This window comes from Caballeronia sp. S22 (assembly GCF_964261745.1).
Lineage (GTDB): Bacteria > Pseudomonadota > Gammaproteobacteria > Burkholderiales > Burkholderiaceae > Caballeronia > Caballeronia jiangsuensis.
The window spans coordinates 1,189,568-1,209,747 of the sequence record NZ_OZ180035.1; the positions used below are offsets into that span (position 1 = coordinate 1,189,568).

21 protein-coding genes are annotated in these 20,180 nt (G+C 64.5%); 16 read left to right on the forward strand and 5 right to left on the reverse strand.

Annotated features, from left to right (window positions below):
• Positions 1-42: 42 nt before the first annotated feature.
• The 6 genes from ACEN42_RS05625 to ftsB all read left to right on the forward strand — a co-directional run bounded on the left by ACEN42_RS05625 (position 43) and on the right by ftsB (position 8,308).
• Positions 43-2,526: a DNA internalization-related competence protein ComEC/Rec2 gene (locus ACEN42_RS05625; protein WP_371880843.1), complete on the forward strand. Its 2,484-nt coding sequence runs from the start codon at positions 43-45 to the stop codon at positions 2,524-2,526.
• Positions 2,527-2,542: 16 nt separating this feature from the next.
• Complete coding sequence (locus ACEN42_RS05630; RefSeq protein ID WP_371880844.1) at positions 2,543-3,364, forward strand: alpha/beta fold hydrolase; 822 nt, start codon at positions 2,543-2,545, stop codon at positions 3,362-3,364.
• A 172-nt stretch (positions 3,365-3,536) separates the two neighbouring features.
• The gene (locus ACEN42_RS05635; RefSeq protein ID WP_187608811.1) at positions 3,537-5,231 is read left to right on the forward strand and encodes a CTP synthase; all 1,695 of its coding nucleotides are present in this window, start codon (positions 3,537-3,539) and stop codon (positions 5,229-5,231) included.
• Positions 5,228-6,082, forward strand: coding sequence for a 3-deoxy-8-phosphooctulonate synthase (gene kdsA, locus ACEN42_RS05640; RefSeq protein WP_035503085.1), 855 nt, complete (start codon positions 5,228-5,230; stop codon positions 6,080-6,082). Before ACEN42_RS05635 ends, kdsA begins: the two co-directional genes overlap by 4 nt.
• Before the next feature lie 359 nt (positions 6,083-6,441).
• A complete protein-coding gene (gene eno, locus ACEN42_RS05645) occupies positions 6,442-7,725 on the forward strand; it encodes a phosphopyruvate hydratase (RefSeq protein WP_187608813.1) in 1,284 nt (427 codons plus the stop codon).
• A gap of 112 nt (positions 7,726-7,837) precedes the next feature.
• Positions 7,838-8,308 (forward strand): cell division protein FtsB, encoded by a 471-nt coding sequence (gene ftsB, locus ACEN42_RS05650; RefSeq protein ID WP_035503081.1) that lies wholly within the window; start codon positions 7,838-7,840, stop codon positions 8,306-8,308.
• A gap of 94 nt (positions 8,309-8,402) precedes the next feature.
• Here the strand turns inward: ftsB and ACEN42_RS05655 are convergent, their stop codons facing one another.
• The 3 genes from ACEN42_RS05655 to ACEN42_RS05665 form a co-directional block, all read right to left on the reverse strand.
• Positions 8,403-8,753, reverse strand: coding sequence for a hypothetical protein (locus tag ACEN42_RS05655; protein WP_371880845.1), 351 nt, complete (start codon positions 8,751-8,753; stop codon positions 8,403-8,405).
• Between the two features lie 163 nt (positions 8,754-8,916).
• Positions 8,917-9,867, reverse strand: coding sequence for an Hsp33 family molecular chaperone HslO (gene hslO / locus ACEN42_RS05660; protein WP_187608816.1), 951 nt, complete (start codon positions 9,865-9,867; stop codon positions 8,917-8,919).
• 40 nt (positions 9,868-9,907) lie between these two features.
• Positions 9,908-10,432 carry a gamma carbonic anhydrase family protein gene (locus ACEN42_RS05665; RefSeq protein WP_035503076.1) on the reverse strand — a complete coding sequence of 175 codons (525 nt, stop codon included), beginning with the start codon at positions 10,430-10,432 and terminating at the stop codon, positions 9,908-9,910.
• A 202-nt stretch (positions 10,433-10,634) separates the two neighbouring features.
• Here ACEN42_RS05665 and ACEN42_RS05670 point away from each other — a divergent pair, with 202 nt between their 5' ends.
• The 8 genes from ACEN42_RS05670 to dapA all read left to right on the forward strand — a co-directional run bounded on the left by ACEN42_RS05670 (position 10,635) and on the right by dapA (position 17,667).
• The gene (locus ACEN42_RS05670; RefSeq protein ID WP_371880846.1) at positions 10,635-11,477 is read left to right on the forward strand and encodes a ferritin-like domain-containing protein; all 843 of its coding nucleotides are present in this window, start codon (positions 10,635-10,637) and stop codon (positions 11,475-11,477) included.
• Between the two features lie 56 nt (positions 11,478-11,533).
• Positions 11,534-12,418 carry an alpha/beta fold hydrolase gene (locus tag ACEN42_RS05675; protein ID WP_371880847.1) on the forward strand — a complete coding sequence of 295 codons (885 nt, stop codon included), beginning with the start codon at positions 11,534-11,536 and terminating at the stop codon, positions 12,416-12,418.
• Between the two features lie 85 nt (positions 12,419-12,503).
• Positions 12,504-13,334: a 3',5'-nucleoside bisphosphate phosphatase gene (locus tag ACEN42_RS05680; protein WP_238214993.1), complete on the forward strand. Its 831-nt coding sequence runs from the start codon at positions 12,504-12,506 to the stop codon at positions 13,332-13,334.
• Between the two features lie 147 nt (positions 13,335-13,481).
• Positions 13,482-14,111: an L-threonylcarbamoyladenylate synthase gene (locus ACEN42_RS05685; RefSeq protein WP_187608821.1), complete on the forward strand. Its 630-nt coding sequence runs from the start codon at positions 13,482-13,484 to the stop codon at positions 14,109-14,111.
• Between the two features lie 130 nt (positions 14,112-14,241).
• A complete protein-coding gene (locus ACEN42_RS05690; RefSeq protein WP_035503067.1) occupies positions 14,242-14,907 on the forward strand; it encodes a site-2 protease family protein in 666 nt (221 codons plus the stop codon).
• A gap of 4 nt (positions 14,908-14,911) precedes the next feature.
• Positions 14,912-16,114 carry a tryptophan--tRNA ligase gene (locus ACEN42_RS05695; protein WP_035503065.1) on the forward strand — a complete coding sequence of 401 codons (1,203 nt, stop codon included), beginning with the start codon at positions 14,912-14,914 and terminating at the stop codon, positions 16,112-16,114.
• Positions 16,114-16,698, forward strand: coding sequence for a bifunctional 2-polyprenyl-6-hydroxyphenol methylase/3-demethylubiquinol 3-O-methyltransferase UbiG (locus ACEN42_RS05700; RefSeq protein ID WP_238214992.1), 585 nt, complete (start codon positions 16,114-16,116; stop codon positions 16,696-16,698). The genes ACEN42_RS05695 and ACEN42_RS05700 overlap by 1 nt, the downstream gene beginning before the upstream one ends.
• Positions 16,699-16,761: 63 nt before the next feature.
• A complete protein-coding gene (gene dapA / locus ACEN42_RS05705; protein WP_371880848.1) occupies positions 16,762-17,667 on the forward strand; it encodes a 4-hydroxy-tetrahydrodipicolinate synthase in 906 nt (301 codons plus the stop codon).
• On the opposite strand, the gene ACEN42_RS05710 is transcribed toward dapA, so the two are convergent.
• Entirely contained in the window at positions 17,668-17,853 is a 186-nt protein-coding gene (locus ACEN42_RS05710) for a hypothetical protein (RefSeq protein ID WP_187608824.1), read from the reverse strand.
• Between ACEN42_RS05710 and bamC the strand changes: the two genes are divergently transcribed.
• Positions 17,852-18,994 carry an outer membrane protein assembly factor BamC gene (gene bamC, locus ACEN42_RS05715; RefSeq protein ID WP_187608825.1) on the forward strand — a complete coding sequence of 381 codons (1,143 nt, stop codon included), beginning with the start codon at positions 17,852-17,854 and terminating at the stop codon, positions 18,992-18,994. The two genes, ACEN42_RS05710 and bamC, sit on opposite strands and share 2 nt — an antisense overlap.
• 34 nt (positions 18,995-19,028) lie before the next feature.
• A complete protein-coding gene (locus ACEN42_RS05720; protein ID WP_371880849.1) occupies positions 19,029-19,802 on the forward strand; it encodes an MBL fold metallo-hydrolase in 774 nt (257 codons plus the stop codon).
• A 106-nt stretch (positions 19,803-19,908) separates the two neighbouring features.
• On the opposite strand, the gene ACEN42_RS05725 is transcribed toward ACEN42_RS05720, so the two are convergent.
• Positions 19,909-20,163 (reverse strand): hypothetical protein, encoded by a 255-nt coding sequence (locus ACEN42_RS05725; protein WP_074168913.1) that lies wholly within the window; start codon positions 20,161-20,163, stop codon positions 19,909-19,911.
• Positions 20,164-20,180 lie beyond the last annotated feature (17 nt).

Below are 20,180 nucleotides of genomic sequence, written 5' to 3' on the forward strand. Positions count from 1 at the left end.
CTAAGCGCGTGCGTCTGCGGCAACGAAAACGAAGAGGAAGAAGTGCGGGCGATTCTGCTGGGATTTGCGTTGGGCGTCTGGGGCCTGCAGCAGCAGGCTCGCTTGCCGGATGGCATCGCGTGGTTCGCAGTCTGCGCAACGTTCGTCGTCGCGATGACGCTCGGCGCGATGAAGCCGCGTGTGCGAATCGCGAGCTTCGTCATCGGCGCTTGTGCGCTCGGCTTCGCGTACGCCGCGATGCGTGCCGAAGTCCGGCTGCGCGAGCAATTGCCCGTCGCGTACGAGCAGCGCGACATCGAGCTGACGGGTTTCGTGCGCGGGCTTCCCGAGCAACAGGCGGACGGCACGCGCTTTCTTTTCGAAGTCGAGGCGAACGGCGCGGGTCTGCGCAACTTTCCGAGCATCGTGCGATTGCTCTGGCCGTCGCCGGATCGCGCGACTTTTCGCGCTGGCGAGCGATGGACACTGACCGCGCGTCTGAAACGCGCGCACGCCACCGCGAACTTCGGCCTGCGCGATGCCGAAGCGAGCCTGCTCGAACGCGGCATTCGCGCGACGGGCAATGTGTCGGCTGCGCACGTGCCGCGGCGCCTCAGTCCCGATGCGACCGGTCCGCGTCTGATGATCGACCGGCTGCGTGCGCGCATGCGCGATCGCATCGAAACCGTGCTCGGGCGTGCGCCGCATCGCGGGATCATCGTCGCGCTCGCGGTGGGCGCGCAGGACGCGGTCAGCGATGCCGACTGGGCCATCATGCGCGCGACCGGCACGAGTCATCTCGTCGCGATATCGGGGCTGCACATCGGGTTCGTCGCGGGACTGGCGGCGTTGATCGTCGGCTTCGTGTGGAAGCGCCTGAGGCTGCGGGGCGTGCCGGCGCCATTGATCGCGGCCGCGCCCAAGGTGGCCGTGACCGGTGCGGCCGTCTTCGCCGCCTGCTATGCCGCGCTCGCAGGATTCAACGTGCCGGCGCAACGCACGCTATGCATGCTGCTGATCCTCGCCGTCGCGTTTCTCTGCGGACGGCGCCCCGCGTCGTCGCTGGTGCTTTTGTGGGCGCTCGCGATAGTGCTCGTCGCCGATCCGTGGGCGGTGACATCGCCGGGATTCTGGCTGTCGTTCTGCGCCGTGGCGGCGATTCTGCACGCGATCGCGTCGGCGGGACGAGTCGAGTCGCGCGCGCAACCAGAAGATCGCGACGACATCGATCAGTGGGATCGCGTCGATCCGAGCGAAGTCGGGCAGCGCCCGGCGCACTCGGCGACACGCACAGTGCTTCCGGCCTTCGCGCGATTTTGCCGCCGCGCCCGGCGTCACGTCACATCGAGCGTGCGCGTGCAGTACGCGGTGACGATCGCGATCGCGCCGCTCACGGTCTACTGGTTCTCGCAGATTCCGTTGCTCGGCCCGCTCGCGAACGCGTTCGCGATACCGTGGATCAGCGTGCTCGTGACGCCCGCGACGCTCGCGGGCCTCGTGCTGCCCGCGCCGCTCGATGCGCCGATGCTCCAAGCCGCGCATGCCGCGCTGTCGCTGCTCTGCGATGGACTCTCGCGCCTCGCCGATGCCGTGCCGTCGCCGCTCTGGGTTCTGCCGCGGCCGGATGCGTTCGCGCTCGCGGCGGCGTGCATCGGCGTCGCATGGGCGCTCGCGCCGCGCGGCTGGCCGCTGCGCTTCGCTGCGCCGCTGACCTGGCTGCCGCTCCTCGCGCCCGCCGCGCATCCCACGCCCGCAGGCGCATTTCGGGTCACCGCGCTCGATATCGGGCAGGGCTCGGCGCTCGTCGTCGAGACGGCGCGGCACACCTTGCTCTTCGATGCCGGTCCCGGCCCCGAATCGACGCACGCGGGCGAGCGCATCGTCGTGCCTTATCTGCAGGCCGCGGGCATTCGCGCGCTCGATGCGCTCGTCATCAGCCATTCGGATTCGGATCACGCAGGCGGCGCGCCCGCCGTATTGCAGTCGATCGCCGTGCGCCAGTTTCTGGCGTCGTTGCCCGCGAAGGACGCGTTGTGGCCGAACGCGCGCGCACGCGGCGCGCAAACGCTGCGCTGTGCGGCGGGGCAGCGCTGGACCTGGGACGGCGTCGAATTCCGCGTGCTGTGGCCCGAACCGAGGCCGCTTTCGGGCAAGCCGAACTATCAGTCGTGCGTGCTTCGAGTGACGAACGCGGCGGGGCGCGCGGCGCTGTTCGCGGCCGATATCGAAGCGGATGTCGAGCGCGCGCTGATTGCTCGCGAGCGCGACGCCTTGCGTGCCGACGTGCTGATCGTTCCGCATCACGGCAGCCGCACTTCATCGACCGAGCCTTTCCTCGATTCTGTCGGGCCGTTCGTGGCGATATTTCAGGTAGGCTATCGCAACCGCTTTCACCATCCGCATCCGACCGTGTTCGCGCGTTACCAGATGCGCGATATCGTGCTTTCGCGCAGTGATGAAGACGGCGCGGCACGCAGCGAAATCGGTTCGCAGATCACGTTCGAGCGCTACCGGCAAAGCCACGCGCGCTACTGGATGGCGCGCTGAAAAAACAGAGACACGCTTGAAAGACATCATCCATTTCTCGCACGCGAACGGTTTTCCGGCATCGGTCTATCGCACGATTTTCGCGGAGCTTTCCGACGATTACGAAGTTCGCAGCATCGAGCGCATCGGGCATGACGCGCGCTTTCCGGTGACACGCGACTGGCCGTATCTCGTCGATCAACTCATCGATGACATGAGCCGCTATCGACGCGAAGCCGACGACGCGCATCCGAAGGTATGGCTCGTCGGGCATTCGCTGGGCGGCTATGTGTCGCTGATGGCCGCGCTGAAACGTCCGCAATGGGTGAAGGGCGTCGTGATGCTCGATTCGCCCGTGATCGCGGGCTGGCGGAGCAGTCTCCTGCGCGTCACGCAATGGACGGGACTCGACGAGCGCCTGTCGCCCGCCGCCGCAACCAGAAAACGCCGCACGCAGTGGGAAAGCCGCGACGCCGCATGGCGGCACTTTCTGTCGAAGCCCGCATTCGCGCGCTGGGACGAGCGAATGTTGTCGGACTACATCGATTTCGGCATTCCGCAGACGCATGCGAACGGCGCGCGCTCGCTCGCGTTCGATCGTCACATCGAATATCTGATCTATCGCACGCTGCCGCACACGCTCGGCGCGCGCGTCGCGCACGGCGTGCCGGTGCCGGTGGGCTTCATCGCGGGGACGCGTTCGCGCGAAGTGCGGCAGGTCGGGCTCGGCATGACGCGGCGCATCGCGGGGGCGCGCATCGAATGGATGGAAGGCAGCCATCTCTTTCCGATGGAGCGCCCGATCGACACCGCGCGCGCAGTGCAGCGCCTGCTTAAAGCGATGCAGCCATCGCCATGACGAAGCGCTCAAAAGGGCACGAGCACGCATGCGGGCCTTGACGAACGGCCGGCGCGACGTTCCACAAAAATGACGTGGAAAAGCGCGGTTTTGTAGTCAATCTCCGCGTCTGGTGCGCTTCGTGGGAACCTGCCTTTACGGTATAATCCGTTTTTCCCGCGAGCATCTAGCGATGACCAAATATGTATTCGTCACCGGCGGCGTAGTTTCGTCCCTTGGCAAGGGTATTGCCGCCGCCTCCCTCGCCGCGATCCTCGAATCGCGCGGTCTGAAAGTCACTCTCCTCAAGCTCGATCCCTACATCAACGTCGACCCTGGCACGATGAGCCCGTTTCAGCACGGCGAAGTGTTCGTGACGGAAGACGGAGCGGAGACCGACCTCGACCTCGGCCACTACGAGCGCTTCATCAGCACGAAGATGCGCAAGGCCAATAACTTCACCACGGGCCAGATTTACGAATCGGTGATCCGCAAGGAACGCCGCGGCGAATATCTGGGCAAGACGGTGCAGGTCATTCCGCACATCACCAACGAAATCCAGGCTTTCGTCGAGCGTGGCGCCGCAGCGGCGACATGCGGTCAGCCGGATGTCGCGATCGTGGAAGTCGGCGGCACGGTGGGTGACATCGAGTCGCTGCCGTTCCTCGAAGCCGCGCGTCAGATGAGCCTGCGCATGGGTCGCAACAGCGCGTGTTTCGTGCATCTCACGCTCGTGCCTTTCATCGCGACCGCGGGCGAGCTGAAGACCAAGCCCACGCAGCACAGCGTGCAGAAGCTGCGCGAAATCGGTATCTATCCGAACGTGCTGCTGTGCCGCGCGGACCGCCCGATTCCGGACGACGAGCGCGCCAAGATCTCGATGTTCTCGAACGTGCCCGAAGACGCGGTCATTTCCGTGTGGGACGCGGACAGCATCTACAAGATTCCGCAGATGCTGAACGACCAGCACCTCGACGACATCATCTGCGAAGCGCTCAAGCTCTCGCCGCCGCCGGCCGATCTGTCGATGTGGTCGAACCTCGTCGAGAAGCTCGAGAACCCGAAGAGCGAAGTGACCATCGGCATGGTCGGCAAGTATGTCGAGCTGACCGAGTCGTACAAGTCGCTGATCGAAGCGCTGCGTCACGCCGCGATTCACACGTCGACTAAGGTCAATATCGAGTACATCGATTCCGAGCAGATCGACGCCGAAGGCACCGATGCGCTCAAGCATCTCGACGCCGTGCTCGTTCCGGGCGGTTTCGGCCGGCGCGGCACGGAAGGCAAGATCAAGGCGATCAAATACGCACGCGAATCGAAGACGCCGTATCTCGGCATCTGCCTCGGCATGCAGCTCGCGGTGATCGAATTCGCTCGCGATGTCGCCGGTCTCGCCGATGCGAACAGCACCGAGTTCGATCAGGACACGAAGAATCCGGTCGTCGCGCTCATCACCGAGTGGTACGACCGCGCGGGCCGTATCGAGAAGCGCAACGAAGAGTCGGATCTCGGCGGCACCATGCGCCTCGGCTCGCAGAAGTGCCCGATCAAGCCCGGCACGATGGCCGGACGCATCTATGGCACCGATGTGAACGAGCGTCATCGTCACCGTTATGAAGTCAATAACCGTTTCGTGCCCCAGCTCGAGGCCGGCGGGCTTATCATCAGCGCCCGTACCCCGAGCGAGGATCTGCCCGAAATGATGGAGTTGCCGCAGTCGCTGCACCCGTGGTTCGTCGGCGTGCAGTTCCACCCTGAATTCACGTCGACACCGCGCGACGGGCATCCGCTCTTCAAGGCGTTCGTCGAAGCGGCGCGCGCGCACGCCGAATCCGGCGATGCGAAGGCGCCGGCCAGGGCTGCGGCGACCGCGGGAGCGCAAGCATGAAGCTGTGTCACTTCGAAGCCGGTCTCGATAAGCCGTTTTTTCTGATCGCGGGCACGTGTGTCGTCGAATCGGAGCAAATGACGATCGACGTCGCCGGGCGCCTCAAGGAAATGACCGAGAAGCTCGGCGTGCCGTTCATCTACAAGTCGTCCTACGACAAGGCGAACCGCAGCTCGGGCAAGTCGTTTCGCGGCCTCGGCATGGACGAAGGGCTGCGCATTCTCGGCGAAGTGAAGAAGCAACTAGGCGTGCCGGTCCTCACGGACGTGCACGCGGAGCACGAGATCGAAGCGGTCGCATCGGTCGTGGACGTGCTGCAGACGCCCGCGTTCCTGTGCCGTCAGACCGATTTCATCCACGCGTGCGCGCGCTCGGGCAAGCCGGTGAACATCAAGAAGGGCCAGTTCCTCGCGCCGCACGATATGAAGAACGTGATCGACAAGGCGCGCGACGCCGCGCGTGAAGCGGGTCTGTCGGAAGACCGTTTCATGGCGTGCGAGCGCGGTGTGTCGTTCGGCTATAACAACCTCGTGTCCGATATGCGCTCGCTCGCGATCATGCGCGAAACCAACGCGCCGGTCGTGTTCGACGCAACGCATTCGGTACAGTTGCCGGGCGGGCAGGGCACGAGTTCGGGCGGTCAGCGCGAGTTCGTTCCGGTGCTCGCGCGCGCAGCAGTCGCGACGGGCGTCGCGGGTCTCTTCATGGAGACGCATCCAGACCCGGCATGCGCGAAGTCGGACGGCCCGAATGCGGTGCCGCTGCATCACATGGAAGCGCTGCTCAAGACGCTGATCACCATCGATCGCGCGGTGAAGAGCGGCTCGTTCCTCGAGAACGATTTCAACTGAGCATCTGCGGCAAAAAAGAAGTGCGGCGCGGGCGTCTTCATCGGCGCCCGTGTCACGATAAGAGGTCACCTGGAGTGACCGGAGCAACGGAGGAGCGTGCGACGCATCAGGGCGCGCATCAGGGCGATACGCGCGTACCCGCACCGATCAGCGGGACTCACGCCCGCTCCCCACGAAAGCGATGCGGATCGAATCGCTATCCCGAAACGACCGCTCTTTGCGCCGGCGCTGAACCGGCGATCATCGAAAGGGTCTGAGCGAAGCAGTGAAGCGCGTGCCGCCGCGTGTATCGAAGTGTAAAAACAGGCGGCGCGCTTCGTTGTGACTGACAGAATTCATCGTCATTTCTTGAGGAAACCATGAGTGCTATCGTAGATATCATCGGCCGCGAGATTCTCGATTCGCGAGGCAATCCGACCGTCGAATGCGACGTGTTGCTCGAATCGGGCACGATGGGCCGCGCGGCGGTTCCGTCGGGCGCGTCCACCGGTTCGCGCGAAGCCATCGAACTGCGTGACGACGAAGCCGGCCGCTACAACGGCAAGGGCGTGCTGAAGGCCGTCGAACACATCAACACCGAGATTTCCGAAGCCATCATGGGCCTCGACGCCTCGGAACAGGCTTTCCTCGACAAGACCCTGCTCGAGCTCGACGGTACGGAGAATAAATCGCGCCTCGGCGCGAACGCGATGCTCGCCGTGTCGATGGCCGTTGCCAAGGCCGCTGCGGAAGAAGCCGGCCTGCCGCTGTACCGTTACTTCGGCGGTTCGGGCGCGATGCAACTGCCGGTGCCGATGATGAACATCGTCAACGGCGGCGCGCACGCGAACAACAGCCTGGACATCCAGGAATTCATGATCGTCCCGGTCAGCCAGCCGACTTTCCGCGAAGCGCTTCGCTGCGGCGCGGAAGTGTTCCACGCGCTCAAGAAGATTCTCGCCGATCGCGGCATGAGCACCGCCGTGGGCGACGAAGGCGGCTTCGCGCCGAACTTCGGCAGCAACGACGAATGCCTGTCGACGATTCTGCAGGCGATCGAGAAGGCCGGTTATCGCGCCGGTGAAGACGTGCTGCTCGCGCTCGATTGCGCGGCGAGCGAGTTCTACCACGACGGCAAGTACCAGCTCGCGGGCGAAGGCCTGCAACTGTCGTCGAGCGAATTCGCGGACTATCTGGCGACGCTCGCGGATAAATTCCCGATCGTGTCGATCGAAGACGGCATGCACGAAAGCGACTGGGAAGGCTGGAAGATCCTGACCGACAAGCTCGGCAAGAAGATCCAGCTCGTCGGCGACGATCTCTTCGTCACCAACACGCGCATCCTGAAGGAAGGCATCGAGAAGGGCATCGCCAACTCGATCCTCATCAAGATCAACCAGATCGGCACGCTGACGGAAACCTTCGCGGCAATCGAAATGGCGAAGCGCGCGGGCTATACGGCCGTGATCTCGCACCGCTCGGGCGAAACGGAAGATTCGACCATCGCCGATATCGCCGTCGGCCTGAATGCCGGGCAGATCAAGACCGGCTCGCTGTCGCGCAGCGATCGCATCTCGAAGTACAACCAGCTGCTGCGCATCGAGGAAGACCTCGGCGATATCGCGAGCTACCCGGGCAAGTCGGCGTTCTACAACTTGCGCTAAAGCTTTTGCCGCTTTAGTCGATAAGACGTTTGATCGTCTTTGAAGCGTCATCTTTTGAAGCCCGCCGCCCACGGCATTTCGCCGCAGGGCGGCGCTTATTTCGGCTACGTGAATGCGGCTCGTAACTGTCGTTCTGGTTCTGTTGCTGGTGCTGATCCAATACCCGCTCTGGTGGGGCCACGGCGGCTGGCTGCGCGTGCATGAATTGCAGCAGCAGCTCGCGCAGCAGACGGAGAAGAACACAAACCTGAGATTGCGCAACGAGCGCGTGCAGGGTGAAGTGCAGGATCTGCAAAGCGGCACTGCCGCCGTGGAAGAGCGCGCGCGCTACGAGATGGGCATGGTGAAGGACAGCGAGGTGTTCGTGCAGTTCGTCGCGCCGAATTCGAATGCGCCCGTCAATTCCGCGAACGTGCCGGGCATGAACGGCTCGACACGCGGTCAGGTCTCGGCAGCGCCGCTGCGCGTGGTGCCGAATCCCGTGTCGCGTTCGAAGCAGGAATTGCGCGATCTCGACAAGAAGGCGCAGAAGGAAAAAGCGGCCGAAGCGAAAAAGAAACAGCCGCAGGGCGCGGCGCAGTAGCGCGGCGGCTTGCCGATCTGCCGATCGGAACAAAAAAATAGCGCGGTCATCGACCGCGCTATTTTTGTTTGTGCTGACCGTCTCGCTGCTTCGATCACCACCAGGTGCCGACTCCGACGCCGGTGCCCCAGTACGGGCCGCCCCAGCCGCCACTCGAATAGCCCCCGTAGACCGAGACCGGCGCGGGCGAATAGAACTGCGACATCGTCTTCGCCGCATTGCCGGCGGCGGCGGCCTGCTGCGATTCGTTCAGCGCCTGCTTGTCGATGGCGTTGTAGCGTTCCATCTGCTGCTGCGACGTCAGCGTCTGCTGGGGCGCGGGCGGCGTGTCGGGCAGACGGCTATAGATCGGTGAAGGGCCGGGCGGATCCATCATGCAGCCGGCGAACAGTACGATGCCGGCAAGACACGGCAGCAATTTCCAGTTGAGCGTTGCGGTTTTCATTTACGACCTCCAGCGGGCCGACATCTTTACAGGAGCCCCAATCATAGCTTGCGGAGTCTGTCGTGAGTCTTGGCTCGCAAGCGGCGCGCCGGACGGTCGTCGGGCTTGAAAAACCCCGGGCGCGTGCGGCGCAGGCTCCGCTGGACAAGGCTTTCGCGGCGTTTCAGTGCCGCCGGTCCGACGCCGGACTCACGCCTTGTGAGAGTTCTTTTGCGACAAAAAGTTGCGCCACGTCGACGGCGTCGAAGTCGTAACGCTGATTGCAGAACTCGCAATGCACTTCGACATTGCCGCGCTCCTCGATGACGCCATCGACTTCCTCGCGGCCCAGCATCTTGAGCATGCCGCCGACTTTTTCGCGCGAGCAGGTGCACTGGAAGCGCGCCGGCGCGGGATCGAAATGCTGCACGTTTTCCTGCCAGAAGAGGCGCTTGAAGACCGTGTCCGGTTCTTCCTTCAGCAATTCTTCGTTCGAAAGCGTGCTGCCGAGATGGCAGACGCGCTGCCAGGTGTCCGCATCGTGCTCGCCCGGATGCGGAACGATGCCGCCATCGCCCGGCAGCTTTTGCAGGAGCATGCCGACGGCGCGATCCGTATCGGCGGCGAGCCACAGGCGCGTGTCGAGCTGCTCGGAGTGATGCATGTAGTGCTCGAGCACCTCGGCCATCGACGCAAGCGGGCCGTGCTCGCCCGACAGCGGCACGATGCCCTGATACGGCTGCTGTCCCGGTTTCTTGTCGGCCGGATCGAGCGTGATGACGCAGCGCCCGCGCCCGTGACGGTTCAGCAGCTCGGCGAGCGACATCTCGTTTTCCAGCTCGCGCTCGGCCCCTTCGGCGAGCTTCGCGGTGGCGCGCAGGGAGAGGTGGGAATCGCACTGCACGACCAGCATCTTCACCGGGCCGTCGCCGTAGATCTGCATGACGAGCGTGCCGTCGAACTTGAGGTTCGCGGACAAGAGCGCGCATGCGGCCATCATCTCGCCGAGCACGTTGCGCACGGCCGCGGGATACGAGCGGCGCGCGAGCACTTCCTGCCATGTGTGGCGCAATGAGACGATCTCGCCGCGCACGGGCGCCGCGTTGAACATGAATTTCTGCAACTGGTCGTTCACAACTCTTCCTTGGGTGTTGAGGCTCGCCCGTTCTGCCGGGTCAGCCGATGCGCACGAGCTGCGCCTTGTAGTATTCGCGCCGGTCGGCGTAGCTTGCCGTGGCGGCGCGCATGCGGGCGATGTCCGCCTCGCCGATTTCCCGGACCGCTTTCGCGGGCGCGCCGAGAATCAGCGTGTTGTCCGGAAACACCTTGCCTTCGGTGACGACGGCGCCCGCGCCAACCAGACAATTGCGGCCGATCACCGCACCATTCAAGACCACGGCCTGAATCCCGATCAGCGAGCCTTCCTTGACCGTGCAGCCGTGCAGCATCGCCTGATGGCCGACGGTGACATCTTGCTCGATCGTCAGAGGAAAGCCCGGGTCCGCATGCAGCACCGCGCCTTCCTGCACGTTGCTGCCGCGTCCGACGACGATCGGCTCGTTGTCGCCGCGCAGCGACGCGCCGGGCCAGACGCTCGTGTTTTCCTCCAGCGTCACGCGGCCGATGATGGTCGCGGTGTCCGCCAGGAACACGCTTTCGTGGATGGTCGGGGCGTCGTCGCCGAGTTTGTAGATGGCCACATTGTCTCCTGAGGCGTGGTGTCGTAAGAGTGGGGCGCTGGGGGCGCTAAAATGCGCGCCTGCCGGTGCGGCTTGACGGTCGATGCCGTCGTTGCGCCGATTGTTACGCGATGTGCGGCGTCCGCCGGGATTACCATTTTAGCTGTTTGCCGTAAGCGTCCGCTGGACTGCTCCGTTGCGCGCCTGTTTTCGAGGTAGTTCGATGCACGACTCTGCCATTCCCACCACCGAAGCGAACGCCTGCGCGCGCCGCGCGGCGCTCGCCATCCTGCGCGAGCGCGAGCCCGCGACGAAGGCGACGCGCGCCCGCCTGCTGTTCGAGTCGGCGCGCGCGGAGCCGTCACGCATCGATCCGAACGTCGCGCTCGATGAACCCGGCGATCTGCCTGGTCGGCCGGAACGCCCGGAACTCGTGGAACCGTCGTCGCTGAAGCGTCGCGGCATGCAGTCGGATGCGGGCCGCGCCGTGTTGCTGCACGCGCTCGCGCACATCGAATTCAATGCGATCAATCTCGCGCTCGACGCCGTCTGGCGATTCCCGTCGATGCCGCATGATTTTTATCTCGACTGGTTGAAAGTGGCGGCGGAGGAAGCGCATCATTTTTCGCTGCTGAGCGCGCGACTCGCCGAATTCGGCCATGCCTACGGCGATTTTCCCGCGCACGACGGCCTCTGGGAGATGGCGCAGCGCACCCGCGGCGACGTGCTCGCGCGCATGGCGCTCGTGCCGCGCACGCTGGAGGCTCGGGGCCTCGACGCATCGCCGCCGATTCGCAAGCGACTCGCGCAGGCGGGCGATCACGCGTCCGCGGCGATTCTCGACGTCATCCTGCACGACGAAATCGGCCACGTGCTGATCGGCAATCGCTGGTTCCGATTTTTCTGCGACGGCCAGCGCCTCGATCCGCATACGACCTACGAACGCCTTGCCGCGCAGTATCACGCGCCGAAGCTGCGCGGCCCGTTCAACTTCGAGGCGCGTCGCGACGCCGGCTTCGACGAAGCCGAACTGCGCGCGCTCGCCGGGCTGGACGACGCGAAGTAGCGCGCGGCCATCGTCGCTATAATCGAACGATCATCCTTTTCATCCGAAACGACATCATGAAAGAATCGCGCTCCGAATTCGTCGATGCGCGCGGCGTGCGTCTGCACGTGCGCCGCTGGGGCTCGCCCGACGCCCCGATGCTCTTCATGCTGCACGGCTGGATGGACATGAGCGCGTCGTTCCAGTTCGTCGTCGATGCCCTCGCCGGAGACTGGCAGGTGCTCGCGCCCGACGCGCGCGGCTTCGGGCTGTCGGACTGGCCGATCGCGGAAAAGGGCGGCGGGCATTACTACTTTCCCGACTATCTCGCCGATCTCGACGTGCTGCTCGATCACTTCTCGCGCGGCACGCAGGTGAATCTCGTCGGCCACAGCATGGGCGCGAACGTCGCGCTGCTTTACGCGGGCGTGCGGCCCGAGCGCGTGCGCCGCGTGGTCGATCTCGAAGGCTTCGGGCTGCCGGCGGCGCGCGCATCGCAATCGCCGGGGCGCATCGCGCAATGGCTCGACGATCTGCGCACGCCGCCCACGCTGCGCAGCTATGCGAGCCTCGATGAAGTCGCCGACCGGCTGATCCGCACGAATCCGCGCCTGCCGCTCGCCCGCGCGCGCTATCTCGCGCAGCACTGGTCGCGCGAGGAAAGCGACGGGCGCTTTCGTCTGCTTGCCGATCCGGCGCACAAGTTGCGTGGACCGACGTTGTATCGGCTGGACGAAGTGAGCGCGGCTTGGGCGCGCGTCACGGCGCCGGTGCTGCACGTCGAGGCGAAGGACTCGCCGACGCTCGCCACTTTCGCGGGACAGACGCCCATCGCCGAGTTCAAGACGCGCTTTGCCGCTTTCTCCGACTGGCGCGAGGAAATCGTCGACGGCGCGGGGCACATGATCCATCACGACCAGCCGGAGCGTGTCGCGGCGCTGATCGAATCGTTCTGCCGGTGAGCGGCGCGCCACGGTACGAAGGAACTACATAATCGGCGTGTCATGCCATTACAGTTAGAATGTAAGTGAAACCTCAGAGTCGAAAATGAACGCCGATCTGCATTGCCATTCCACCGTGTCCGACGGCCAGTTCGCGCCCGCCGAAGTCGCGGAGCGCGCGCATGCGAACGGCGTGACGCTGTGGTCGCTCACGGATCACGATCAGCTCGGCGGGCAACACGAAGCGCGCAAGGCCGCCGAAGCGCTCGGGATGGATTATCTGCCGGGCGTCGAGATTTCGGTGACGTGGGCGTCGCGCACGGTGCATATCGTCGGCATGAACGTCGATCCGGAGAACGCGGCGCTCCTCAAGGGCCTCGAGTGCACGCGCAATGGACGCGCGGCGCGCGGCGAAGCGATCGGCGAGGCGCTCGCGGCGATCGGCATTCCGGATTGCTACAAGAACGCGCTGCGCTTCACCGACGACCCCGACATGATTTCGCGCACGCACTTCGCGCGGTATCTGGTGGAGGCGGGTTACGCGAAGTCCACCTCGGACGTGTTCGCGCGCTATCTCGGCGACGGCAAGCCGGGTTTCGTCGGGCATTGCTGGGCGAAGCTCGCGGACGCCGTCAAGTGGATCAAGGATGCAGGCGGGGAGCCGATCATCGCGCATCCGGGACGCTACGATTACACGCCGGTCGAATTCGCCGCGCTCTTCGACGAATTCATCCAGCTCGGCGGCCGTGCGATCGAGGTCGTGACGGGCAGTCACACGCCCGATCAATACCGCGAATACGCCGATGTCGCGCGCCGCTACGGCTTCGAGGCGTCGCGCGGATCGGACTTCCACGGCGCGGGCGAAGGGCGGGTCGATCTCGGCCGGCTTCCGCCGCTTCCCGACGATCTCACGCCCGTCTGGGCGCGCTGGCTTTAGCGTTCTTTTCGGCGCGCGTCGCCCTTTCGATGCGCGCACGGTCTTTGCATCACCGGGATTTTCCGCACGCACATCGCGTGAGGCGTCTGCGCGCGATTCGCACGCGCCGCGCCTTCGCGATTACGATCGAAACAATAAGGCGTCGCCATGTCTCAATTTTTTCGCATTCATCCGGACAATCCGCAGCCACGGCTCATCAATCAGGCCGTGCAGATCATCAAGGACGGCGGTGTCGTCGCGTTGCCGACGGATTCGAGCTACGCGCTCGGCTGCCATCTCGACGACAAGGACGCCGTCGAGCGATTGCGGCGCATTCGCGGCATCGACGACAAGCAACTGCTGTCTCTGCTCGTGCGCGATCTTTCCGAGCTTTCCAACTTCGCGATGGTCGACAACCAGCAGTACCGGCTGATCAAGTCGGTGACGCCGGGGCCTTACGTATTCGTGCTGCAGGCGACCAAGGAAGTGCCGCGCCGGCTCTCGCATCCGTCGCGCAAGACGATCGGGCTGCGCGTGCCGGATCATGCGATCACGCTCGCGCTGCTGGAGGCGCTCGGCGAGCCGCTGCTCGCGTCGACGCTGATCCTGCCGCCCGACACCGAGCCGCTCAACGATCCCGAAGAGATTCGCGAGCGGCTGGAGAAGCAGGTCGAGCTCGTGATCGATTCGGGCGCGTGCCCGGCGGAGCCGTCGACGGTGATCGATCTTTCATCGGGGGAGCCAGTGCTCGTGCGCGCGGGGAGAGGCAGTCTCGAACCGTTCGGGCTCACGGCGTAAGCGCCGCGCAGTAGCGCACACGGGCACACGACCCGATCGAGCGTTATCGCACATCATGGGCGAAATAGTGCGCGCCCGGCGCCGTCGTGCGCGTCTGATCCGACCTGCCTGCTTGCTACAATACCGCCCCATGGACTCTTCCCTGATACAAACCATCGCGGTCTACGCGCTCCCCGTGATCTTCGCGATCACGCTGCACGAGGCCGCGCATGGCTATGCCGCGCGACTGCTCGGCGACAACACGGCCTACGTTCTCGGCCGCGTTTCCATGAACCCCATGCGCCATATCGATCCTATCGGCACGATCGTGATTCCGATCGTCCTGTACTTCGTGACAAGCGGCGCGTTCATGTTCGGCTACGCGAAGCCCGTGCCGGTGGCGTTCGGCAATCTGCGCAATCCGCGCTGGGGCAGCCTGTGGGTCGCCGCGGCGGGCCCCGGCAGCAACTTCGTGCAGGCGATCGTCTGGGGCGTGATCGCGGTGCTGCTCGCGGCCTTTCACGTCGACGAAGTGTTCTTCACGCGCATGGCGGCCGCGGGCGTCGGCGTGAATCTCGTGCTCGGCGTGCTGAATCTCTTCCCGTTGCCGCCGCTCGACGGCGGCCGCGTCGTCATGGCGCTCCTGCCGGTGCGCGCGTCGATCGCGTTTTCGAAGCTCGAGCCGTACGGCTTCTTTATCGTGATGGCGCTCGTCGTGACCGGCGTGCTGACGCGCTACTGGCTCGGGCCGCTCGTGAACGTCGGCTATACGGCGGTGTCGGCTATCCTGAATCCCCTCGCTTCACTATTCCCATAACATCATGTTCCCTGACCGTATCTTCTCCGGCATGCGGCCCACCGGGTCGCTGCACCTCGGCCACTATCACGGCGTGCTGAAAAACTGGGTGCGGCTGCAGTCCGAATACCCGTGCTTCTTCGCGGTGGTCGACTGGCACGCGCTCACGACGCACTACGAGACGCCCGAGGTCATCGAGAAAAACGTGTGGGAGGTGCTCATCGACTGGCTGGCGTCGGGCATCGATCCGGCGCAGGCGACGCTCTTCATCCAGAGCCGTGTGCCCGAGCACGCGGAGCTGTCGCTGCTGCTCGGCATGGGCACACCGCTCGGCTGGCTCGAACGCGTGCCGACCTACAAGGAGCAGATCGAGAAGCTGCGCGAGAAGGATCTGTCCACTTACGGCTTCCTTGGCTATCCGGTGCTGATGGCGGCGGACATTCTGCTGTATCGCGCGTCGCTCGTGCCGGTCGGCGAGGATCAGGTGCCGCACGTCGAGATGACGCGCGAGATCGCGCGCCGCTTCAACTACCTGTACGGCCGCGAGCCGGGCTTCGAGGAAAAGGCGATGGAAGCCGCGAAGAAGCTCGGCGGCAAGCGCGCGAAGCTCTATCACGAGTTGCGCGTCGCGTATCAGCAGGAAGGCGACGACGAAGCGCTTGAACAAGCGCGCGCGATGCTGCAGGAGTCGCAAAGCCTGTCGATGAGCGACCGCGAGCGGCTTTTCGGCTATCTGGAAGGTTCGCGCAAGATCATCCTCGTCGAGCCGCAGGTGCTCTTGACCGAAGCGTCGCGCATGCCGGGGCTGGACGGGCAAAAGATGTCGAAGTCCTACGGCAATACGATCGGCTTGCGCGAGGACGCGGCGACCATCGAACAGAAGGTCCGCAGGATGCCGACCGACCCGGCGCGCGTGCGGCGCAACGATCCGGGCGATCCCGACAAATGCCCGGTCTGGCAACTGCATCAGGTCTATACGGACGAAAAGACGCATGAGTGGGTGCAGAAGGGTTGCCGCAGCGCGGGCATCGGTTGCCTGGAATGCAAGCAGCCGGTGATCGAAGGCATCCTGCGCGAGCAGCAGCCGATGCTCGAGCGCGCCCAGAAGTACATGGACGACCCGTCGTTGTTGCGCGCGATCGTCGCGGATGGCTGCGACAAGGCGCGCAAGTTCGCCACGGAAACGATGCGCGACGTGCGCGAGGCCATGGGCCTGTCCTACAACTGATGGAAGGGGTGCCGAGTCCGTGGGTCGCGCGCTGGGCGCATCTCGTTGCGCCCGGCGGCGCGGTGCTCGACGTCGCCGCGGGTAGCGGGCGCCACGCGCGCTGGTTCGCGGCACGCGGTTTTCCGGTTCTGGCCATCGACCGCGACGCAGACGCGCTGGCATCGATGTCCGCGACAACCGGCATCGACACGCTGAGCGCCGATATCGAAAACGCGCCCTGGCCGCTGCCGGACGACCGAACGTTCGATGCAATCGTGGTCACGAACTATCTGCATCGACCGCTGTTCGGGCACTTGATCGATGCGCTCGCGCCCGGCGGCGTGCTGGTCTACGAGACGTTCGCCGCGGGCAACGGCAGCATCGGCAAGCCGTCGAATCCCGCGTTTCTGCTCGAACCCGGCGAACTGCTCGAAGCGGTGCGAGGGCGGCTGCGCGTGATCGCTTACGAGGACGGATTCGTCGACGATCCGCGTCCTGCCTATGTGCAGCGGATTTGCGCCGTTCGCGAACCGCAGTCAGCCGAAAACGCGCTCACCATTGGTAACATACCCCCGGGTCCGCCGCGTTACGCGCTGACCGGCTAATCCGCTACAATCGCGTAATATCGCTTTTCGCGATTAAATTCACGATTAAATTCATAGAGTTTCATGACAAACGGAACACACGGCGGCATCCAGATCCGCGGCAGCATCCCTGCCATCGTCACACCGATGCACGAGGACGGTAGTCTTGATCTGCCGGCGTTTCGAAAACTGATCGACTGGCATGTCGAGCAAGGCTCGAACGGTCTCGTCGTTGTCGGCACCAGCGGCGAATCGGCCACGTTGTCGGTCGAAGAGCACATCCTGATGATCCAGACGGCCGTCGAACACACGGCCAAGCGCTTCCCGATCATCGCGGGCGCGGGCGGCAATTCGACCGCAGAGGCCATCGAGCTCTCGAAGCAGGCGAAGAAAGTCGGCGCCGACGCCACGCTGCAAGTCGTCCCGTATTACAACAAGCCGACGCAGGAAGGCATGTACCGCCATTTCCGCACCATCGCGGAAGCGGTCGATCTGCCGGTGCTGCTTTACAACGTGCCGGGCCGCACCGTTGCCGACATGAGCAACGAGACGATCCTGCGTCTGGCGGACGTGCCGGGCATCATCGGCGTGAAGGAAGCAACGGGCAATATCGATCGCGCGGCGCATCTCATCAAGCACGCGCCGGCGAACTTCGCGATCTTCAGCGGCGACGATCCCACGGCCATCGCGTTGATGCTGCTGGGCGGTCACGGCAATATCTCGGTGACGGCCAACGTCGCGCCGAAGGAAATGAGCCAGCTCTGCCGCGCCGCGATCGAAGGCGATGCGATCACCGCGCGCCGCATTCATCTGAAGCTGCTGTCGCTGCACAAGCAACTCTTCTGCGAATCGAATCCGATTCCGGCCAAGTGGGCGCTGCAGGCGCTCGGCCGCATGGAAGGCGGCATCCGTCTGCCGCTCACGCCGCTCGACGCGCGTTATCACGACGTAGTGCGTGACGCGTTGCGCGACTCCGGGCTTCTCGCCTGATCACACGTGGCGGCGCGCCAAGTCACAAAGAATCGAAAGGCCGCGCCGCCGCACGTGATCGAAATGAACCACACCTTCAGCCATCAACCGCCGCTCACTGGCTTCGACATTGGCCTCGCTGAACCGCTCGGCTAGAGCGGATTCGGCGCGAGGCAATGCGTCATCAGCAGCAAAGAAGGACCTCATGAAACTTTCCGCTCTTCTTACTCATGCCAAACGCGTGAGCGTGGTGTCGCTCGGCGCCGGCGCGCTCATCTCGCTTGCGGGTTGCGATACGCTCAACGACTGGCTCGCGCCGGATCGCGTCAACTACAAGGCTGCCGAAACCGCGCCGTCGCTCGCGGTTCCGTCCGATCTGACCACGGCCGACATCAGCCAGCGCTATGCCGCGCCGCCGAAGATCAACGCGCTCGGCGGCGCCGCGGAGCGCTCGGTCACGCCGGCCGGCAACGCGACGCTCGGCGTGCCGAACGCGCAGGATCCGTTCGGCATGCACATCGAAAGCGACGGCGATCGCCGCTGGCTCGTCGTCGATGGCCGCTCGCCCGATCAGATCTGGGGGCCGCTCAAGGAGTTCTGGGAAGAAAACGGCTTCACGCTCAAGACCGATGCGCCGCAGACCGGCATCATGGCGACCGACTGGGCCGAGAACCGCGCGAACATTCCGAACGACTGGTTCAGAAACAGTGTGGGCAAGCTGCTCGACTTCGCGTACTCGTCGGGCACGCGCGACATGTTCCGCACGCAGGTGGACCGCGCATCGGACGGCTCGACCGACATCTCCGTCACGCATAGCGCGATGGAAGAAGTGCTGACGGGGCAGGACAAGACCTCGTCGCGCTGGGAAGCGCGTCCGCGTAATCCGCAGCTCGAAGCGGCAGTGCTCACGAAGCTGATGCAGAAATTCGGTCTGACCGAAGCGCAATCGCAAAAGCTGATGGCCGAGGCGCGTCCGTCGGGCGCGAAGGTGGCGGTGGATCAGGCAGCGGGCGGTTCGACGCTCGATCTCGCCGAGCCATTCGATCGTGCATGGCTGCGCGTGGGCCTCGCGCTCGATCGCACCAACTTCACGGTCGACAATCGTGATCGCGACAAGGGCATCTACTACGTCCATTTTTCGGACTCCATGGCGGAACTGAAGAAGGAAGGTCTCTTCGGCAAGCTCTTCTCGAGCAACACGCCGAAGCCCACGCGCCAGTTCCTCGTGAACGTCCGGCCGAAGGCAGACTCGGTGACGCAGGTCGGCGTCGTCGATGCGAATGGCCAGCCGGATAATTCGTCCGATGCGCAACGTATCGTGTCGTTGCTGCATGCTCAGTTGAACTAGACGAACACGTTAGTCAGCCGATGATGAGTTCATTGTGAGATTCGCCAGTCTCGGCAGCGGCAGCGAGGGCAATGCGTTGCTCGTCGAGGCATCGAGCGGCACGACCACGACGCGCGTGCTGCTCGATTGCGGATTCTCCGGGAAGGAAGTCGAGCGCCGTCTCGCGCGACTGAACTGCCGCGCCGACGATCTGGACGCCATTGTCATCACGCACGAGCATACGGACCATATCGGCAGCGCATTGACGCTCGCGCGCCGATGGTCCATTCCGTTGCACATGAGCTGGGGCACGGCGCGCGCGATCGGCGCCGATGAAGCCAACGTCGAATTGAACGTGCTGTGGGGCGATGAGAGCGTCGCCATCGGCGATCTCAGCGTGATGCCGTACACCGTGCCTCACGACGCCCGCGAGCCGCTGCAATACGTCTTCTCGGACGGCGCATGCCGTCTCGGCGTGCTGACGGATGTCGGCGTGTCCACGCCGCATATCACGAGCGTGCTGAGCGGCTGTGATGCGCTCGTGCTCGAATCCAATCACGATGTCGAAATGCTCGCCGCGAGCCGTTATCCGCCATCGCTGAAAGCGCGTATCGGCGGGACGCACGGGCATCTGAACAACGAAGCGGCGGCGGCCATTCTCGCGTCGCTCGACCGCTCCAGGCTGCGTCATCTCGTGGCCGCTCATCTCAGCCAGCAAAACAATCTTCCGCATCTCGCGCAGGCTGCGCTTGCGGCCGTGCTGGGGGCGTCGGCGGTTGATGTCGTCGTGGCGACTCAGGCCGAAGGTTTCGACTGGCTCGCGCTCTAAAACGAGCACAGAATGCAGATACAAAAAAACCGGCTCAAGAGCCGGTTTTTTCGTTTGCAGGACCGCATCGAGCGGCCTGCAACGCAGCGCCGATAGGCTAAAAGCCTTACTGGCTTGCGCCCGATGCCGGAGCAGCAGCCGAAGCGGCAGCGTCCGAAGCTGCGCCAGCAGCCGAAGCTGCATCGCTTGCAGCGGCCGAAGCGCTCGATGCAGCAGCGTTTGCGTCCGAAGCAGCAGCAGCCGGAGCCGAAGCAGCCGACGTATCGCTTGCAGCGCTCGGAGCAGCCGTTTCGCTAGACTTGTTGCATGCAGCCAGAGCAACAGCAGCCAACAGGGATGCTACGAGGAGGGATTTCTTCATGATCACGTCCTTTTATG

What these genes read in the sequence shown, in the direction of transcription:
- bamC (WP_187608825.1), top strand. Translation starts at nt 17,852, where the DNA reads ATGAAACTTTCCGCTCTTCTTACTCATGCCAAACGCGTGAGCGTGGTG.
- ACEN42_RS05690 (WP_035503067.1), top strand. Translation starts at nt 14,242, where the DNA reads ATGGACTCTTCCCTGATACAAACCATCGCGGTCTACGCGCTCCCCGTG.
- eno (WP_187608813.1), top strand. Translation starts at nt 6,442, where the DNA reads ATGAGTGCTATCGTAGATATCATCGGCCGCGAGATTCTCGATTCGCGA.
- ACEN42_RS05635 (WP_187608811.1), top strand. Translation starts at nt 3,537, where the DNA reads ATGACCAAATATGTATTCGTCACCGGCGGCGTAGTTTCGTCCCTTGGC.
- ACEN42_RS05680 (WP_238214993.1), top strand. Translation starts at nt 12,504, where the DNA reads ATGAACGCCGATCTGCATTGCCATTCCACCGTGTCCGACGGCCAGTTC.
- dapA (WP_371880848.1), top strand. Translation starts at nt 16,762, where the DNA reads ATGACAAACGGAACACACGGCGGCATCCAGATCCGCGGCAGCATCCCT.
- kdsA (WP_035503085.1), top strand. Translation starts at nt 5,228, where the DNA reads ATGAAGCTGTGTCACTTCGAAGCCGGTCTCGATAAGCCGTTTTTTCTG.
- ftsB (WP_035503081.1), top strand. Translation starts at nt 7,838, where the DNA reads ATGCGGCTCGTAACTGTCGTTCTGGTTCTGTTGCTGGTGCTGATCCAA.
- ACEN42_RS05725 (WP_074168913.1), bottom strand. Translation starts at nt 20,163, where the DNA reads ATGAAGAAATCCCTCCTCGTAGCATCCCTGTTGGCTGCTGTTGCTCTG.
- ACEN42_RS05700 (WP_238214992.1), top strand. Translation starts at nt 16,114, where the DNA reads ATGGAAGGGGTGCCGAGTCCGTGGGTCGCGCGCTGGGCGCATCTCGTT.
- ACEN42_RS05675 (WP_371880847.1), top strand. Translation starts at nt 11,534, where the DNA reads ATGAAAGAATCGCGCTCCGAATTCGTCGATGCGCGCGGCGTGCGTCTG.
- ACEN42_RS05655 (WP_371880845.1), bottom strand. Translation starts at nt 8,753, where the DNA reads ATGAAAACCGCAACGCTCAACTGGAAATTGCTGCCGTGTCTTGCCGGC.
- ACEN42_RS05695 (WP_035503065.1), top strand. Translation starts at nt 14,912, where the DNA reads ATGTTCCCTGACCGTATCTTCTCCGGCATGCGGCCCACCGGGTCGCTG.
- ACEN42_RS05685 (WP_187608821.1), top strand. Translation starts at nt 13,482, where the DNA reads ATGTCTCAATTTTTTCGCATTCATCCGGACAATCCGCAGCCACGGCTC.
- ACEN42_RS05670 (WP_371880846.1), top strand. Translation starts at nt 10,635, where the DNA reads ATGCACGACTCTGCCATTCCCACCACCGAAGCGAACGCCTGCGCGCGC.
- ACEN42_RS05710 (WP_187608824.1), bottom strand. Translation starts at nt 17,853, where the DNA reads ATGAGGTCCTTCTTTGCTGCTGATGACGCATTGCCTCGCGCCGAATCC.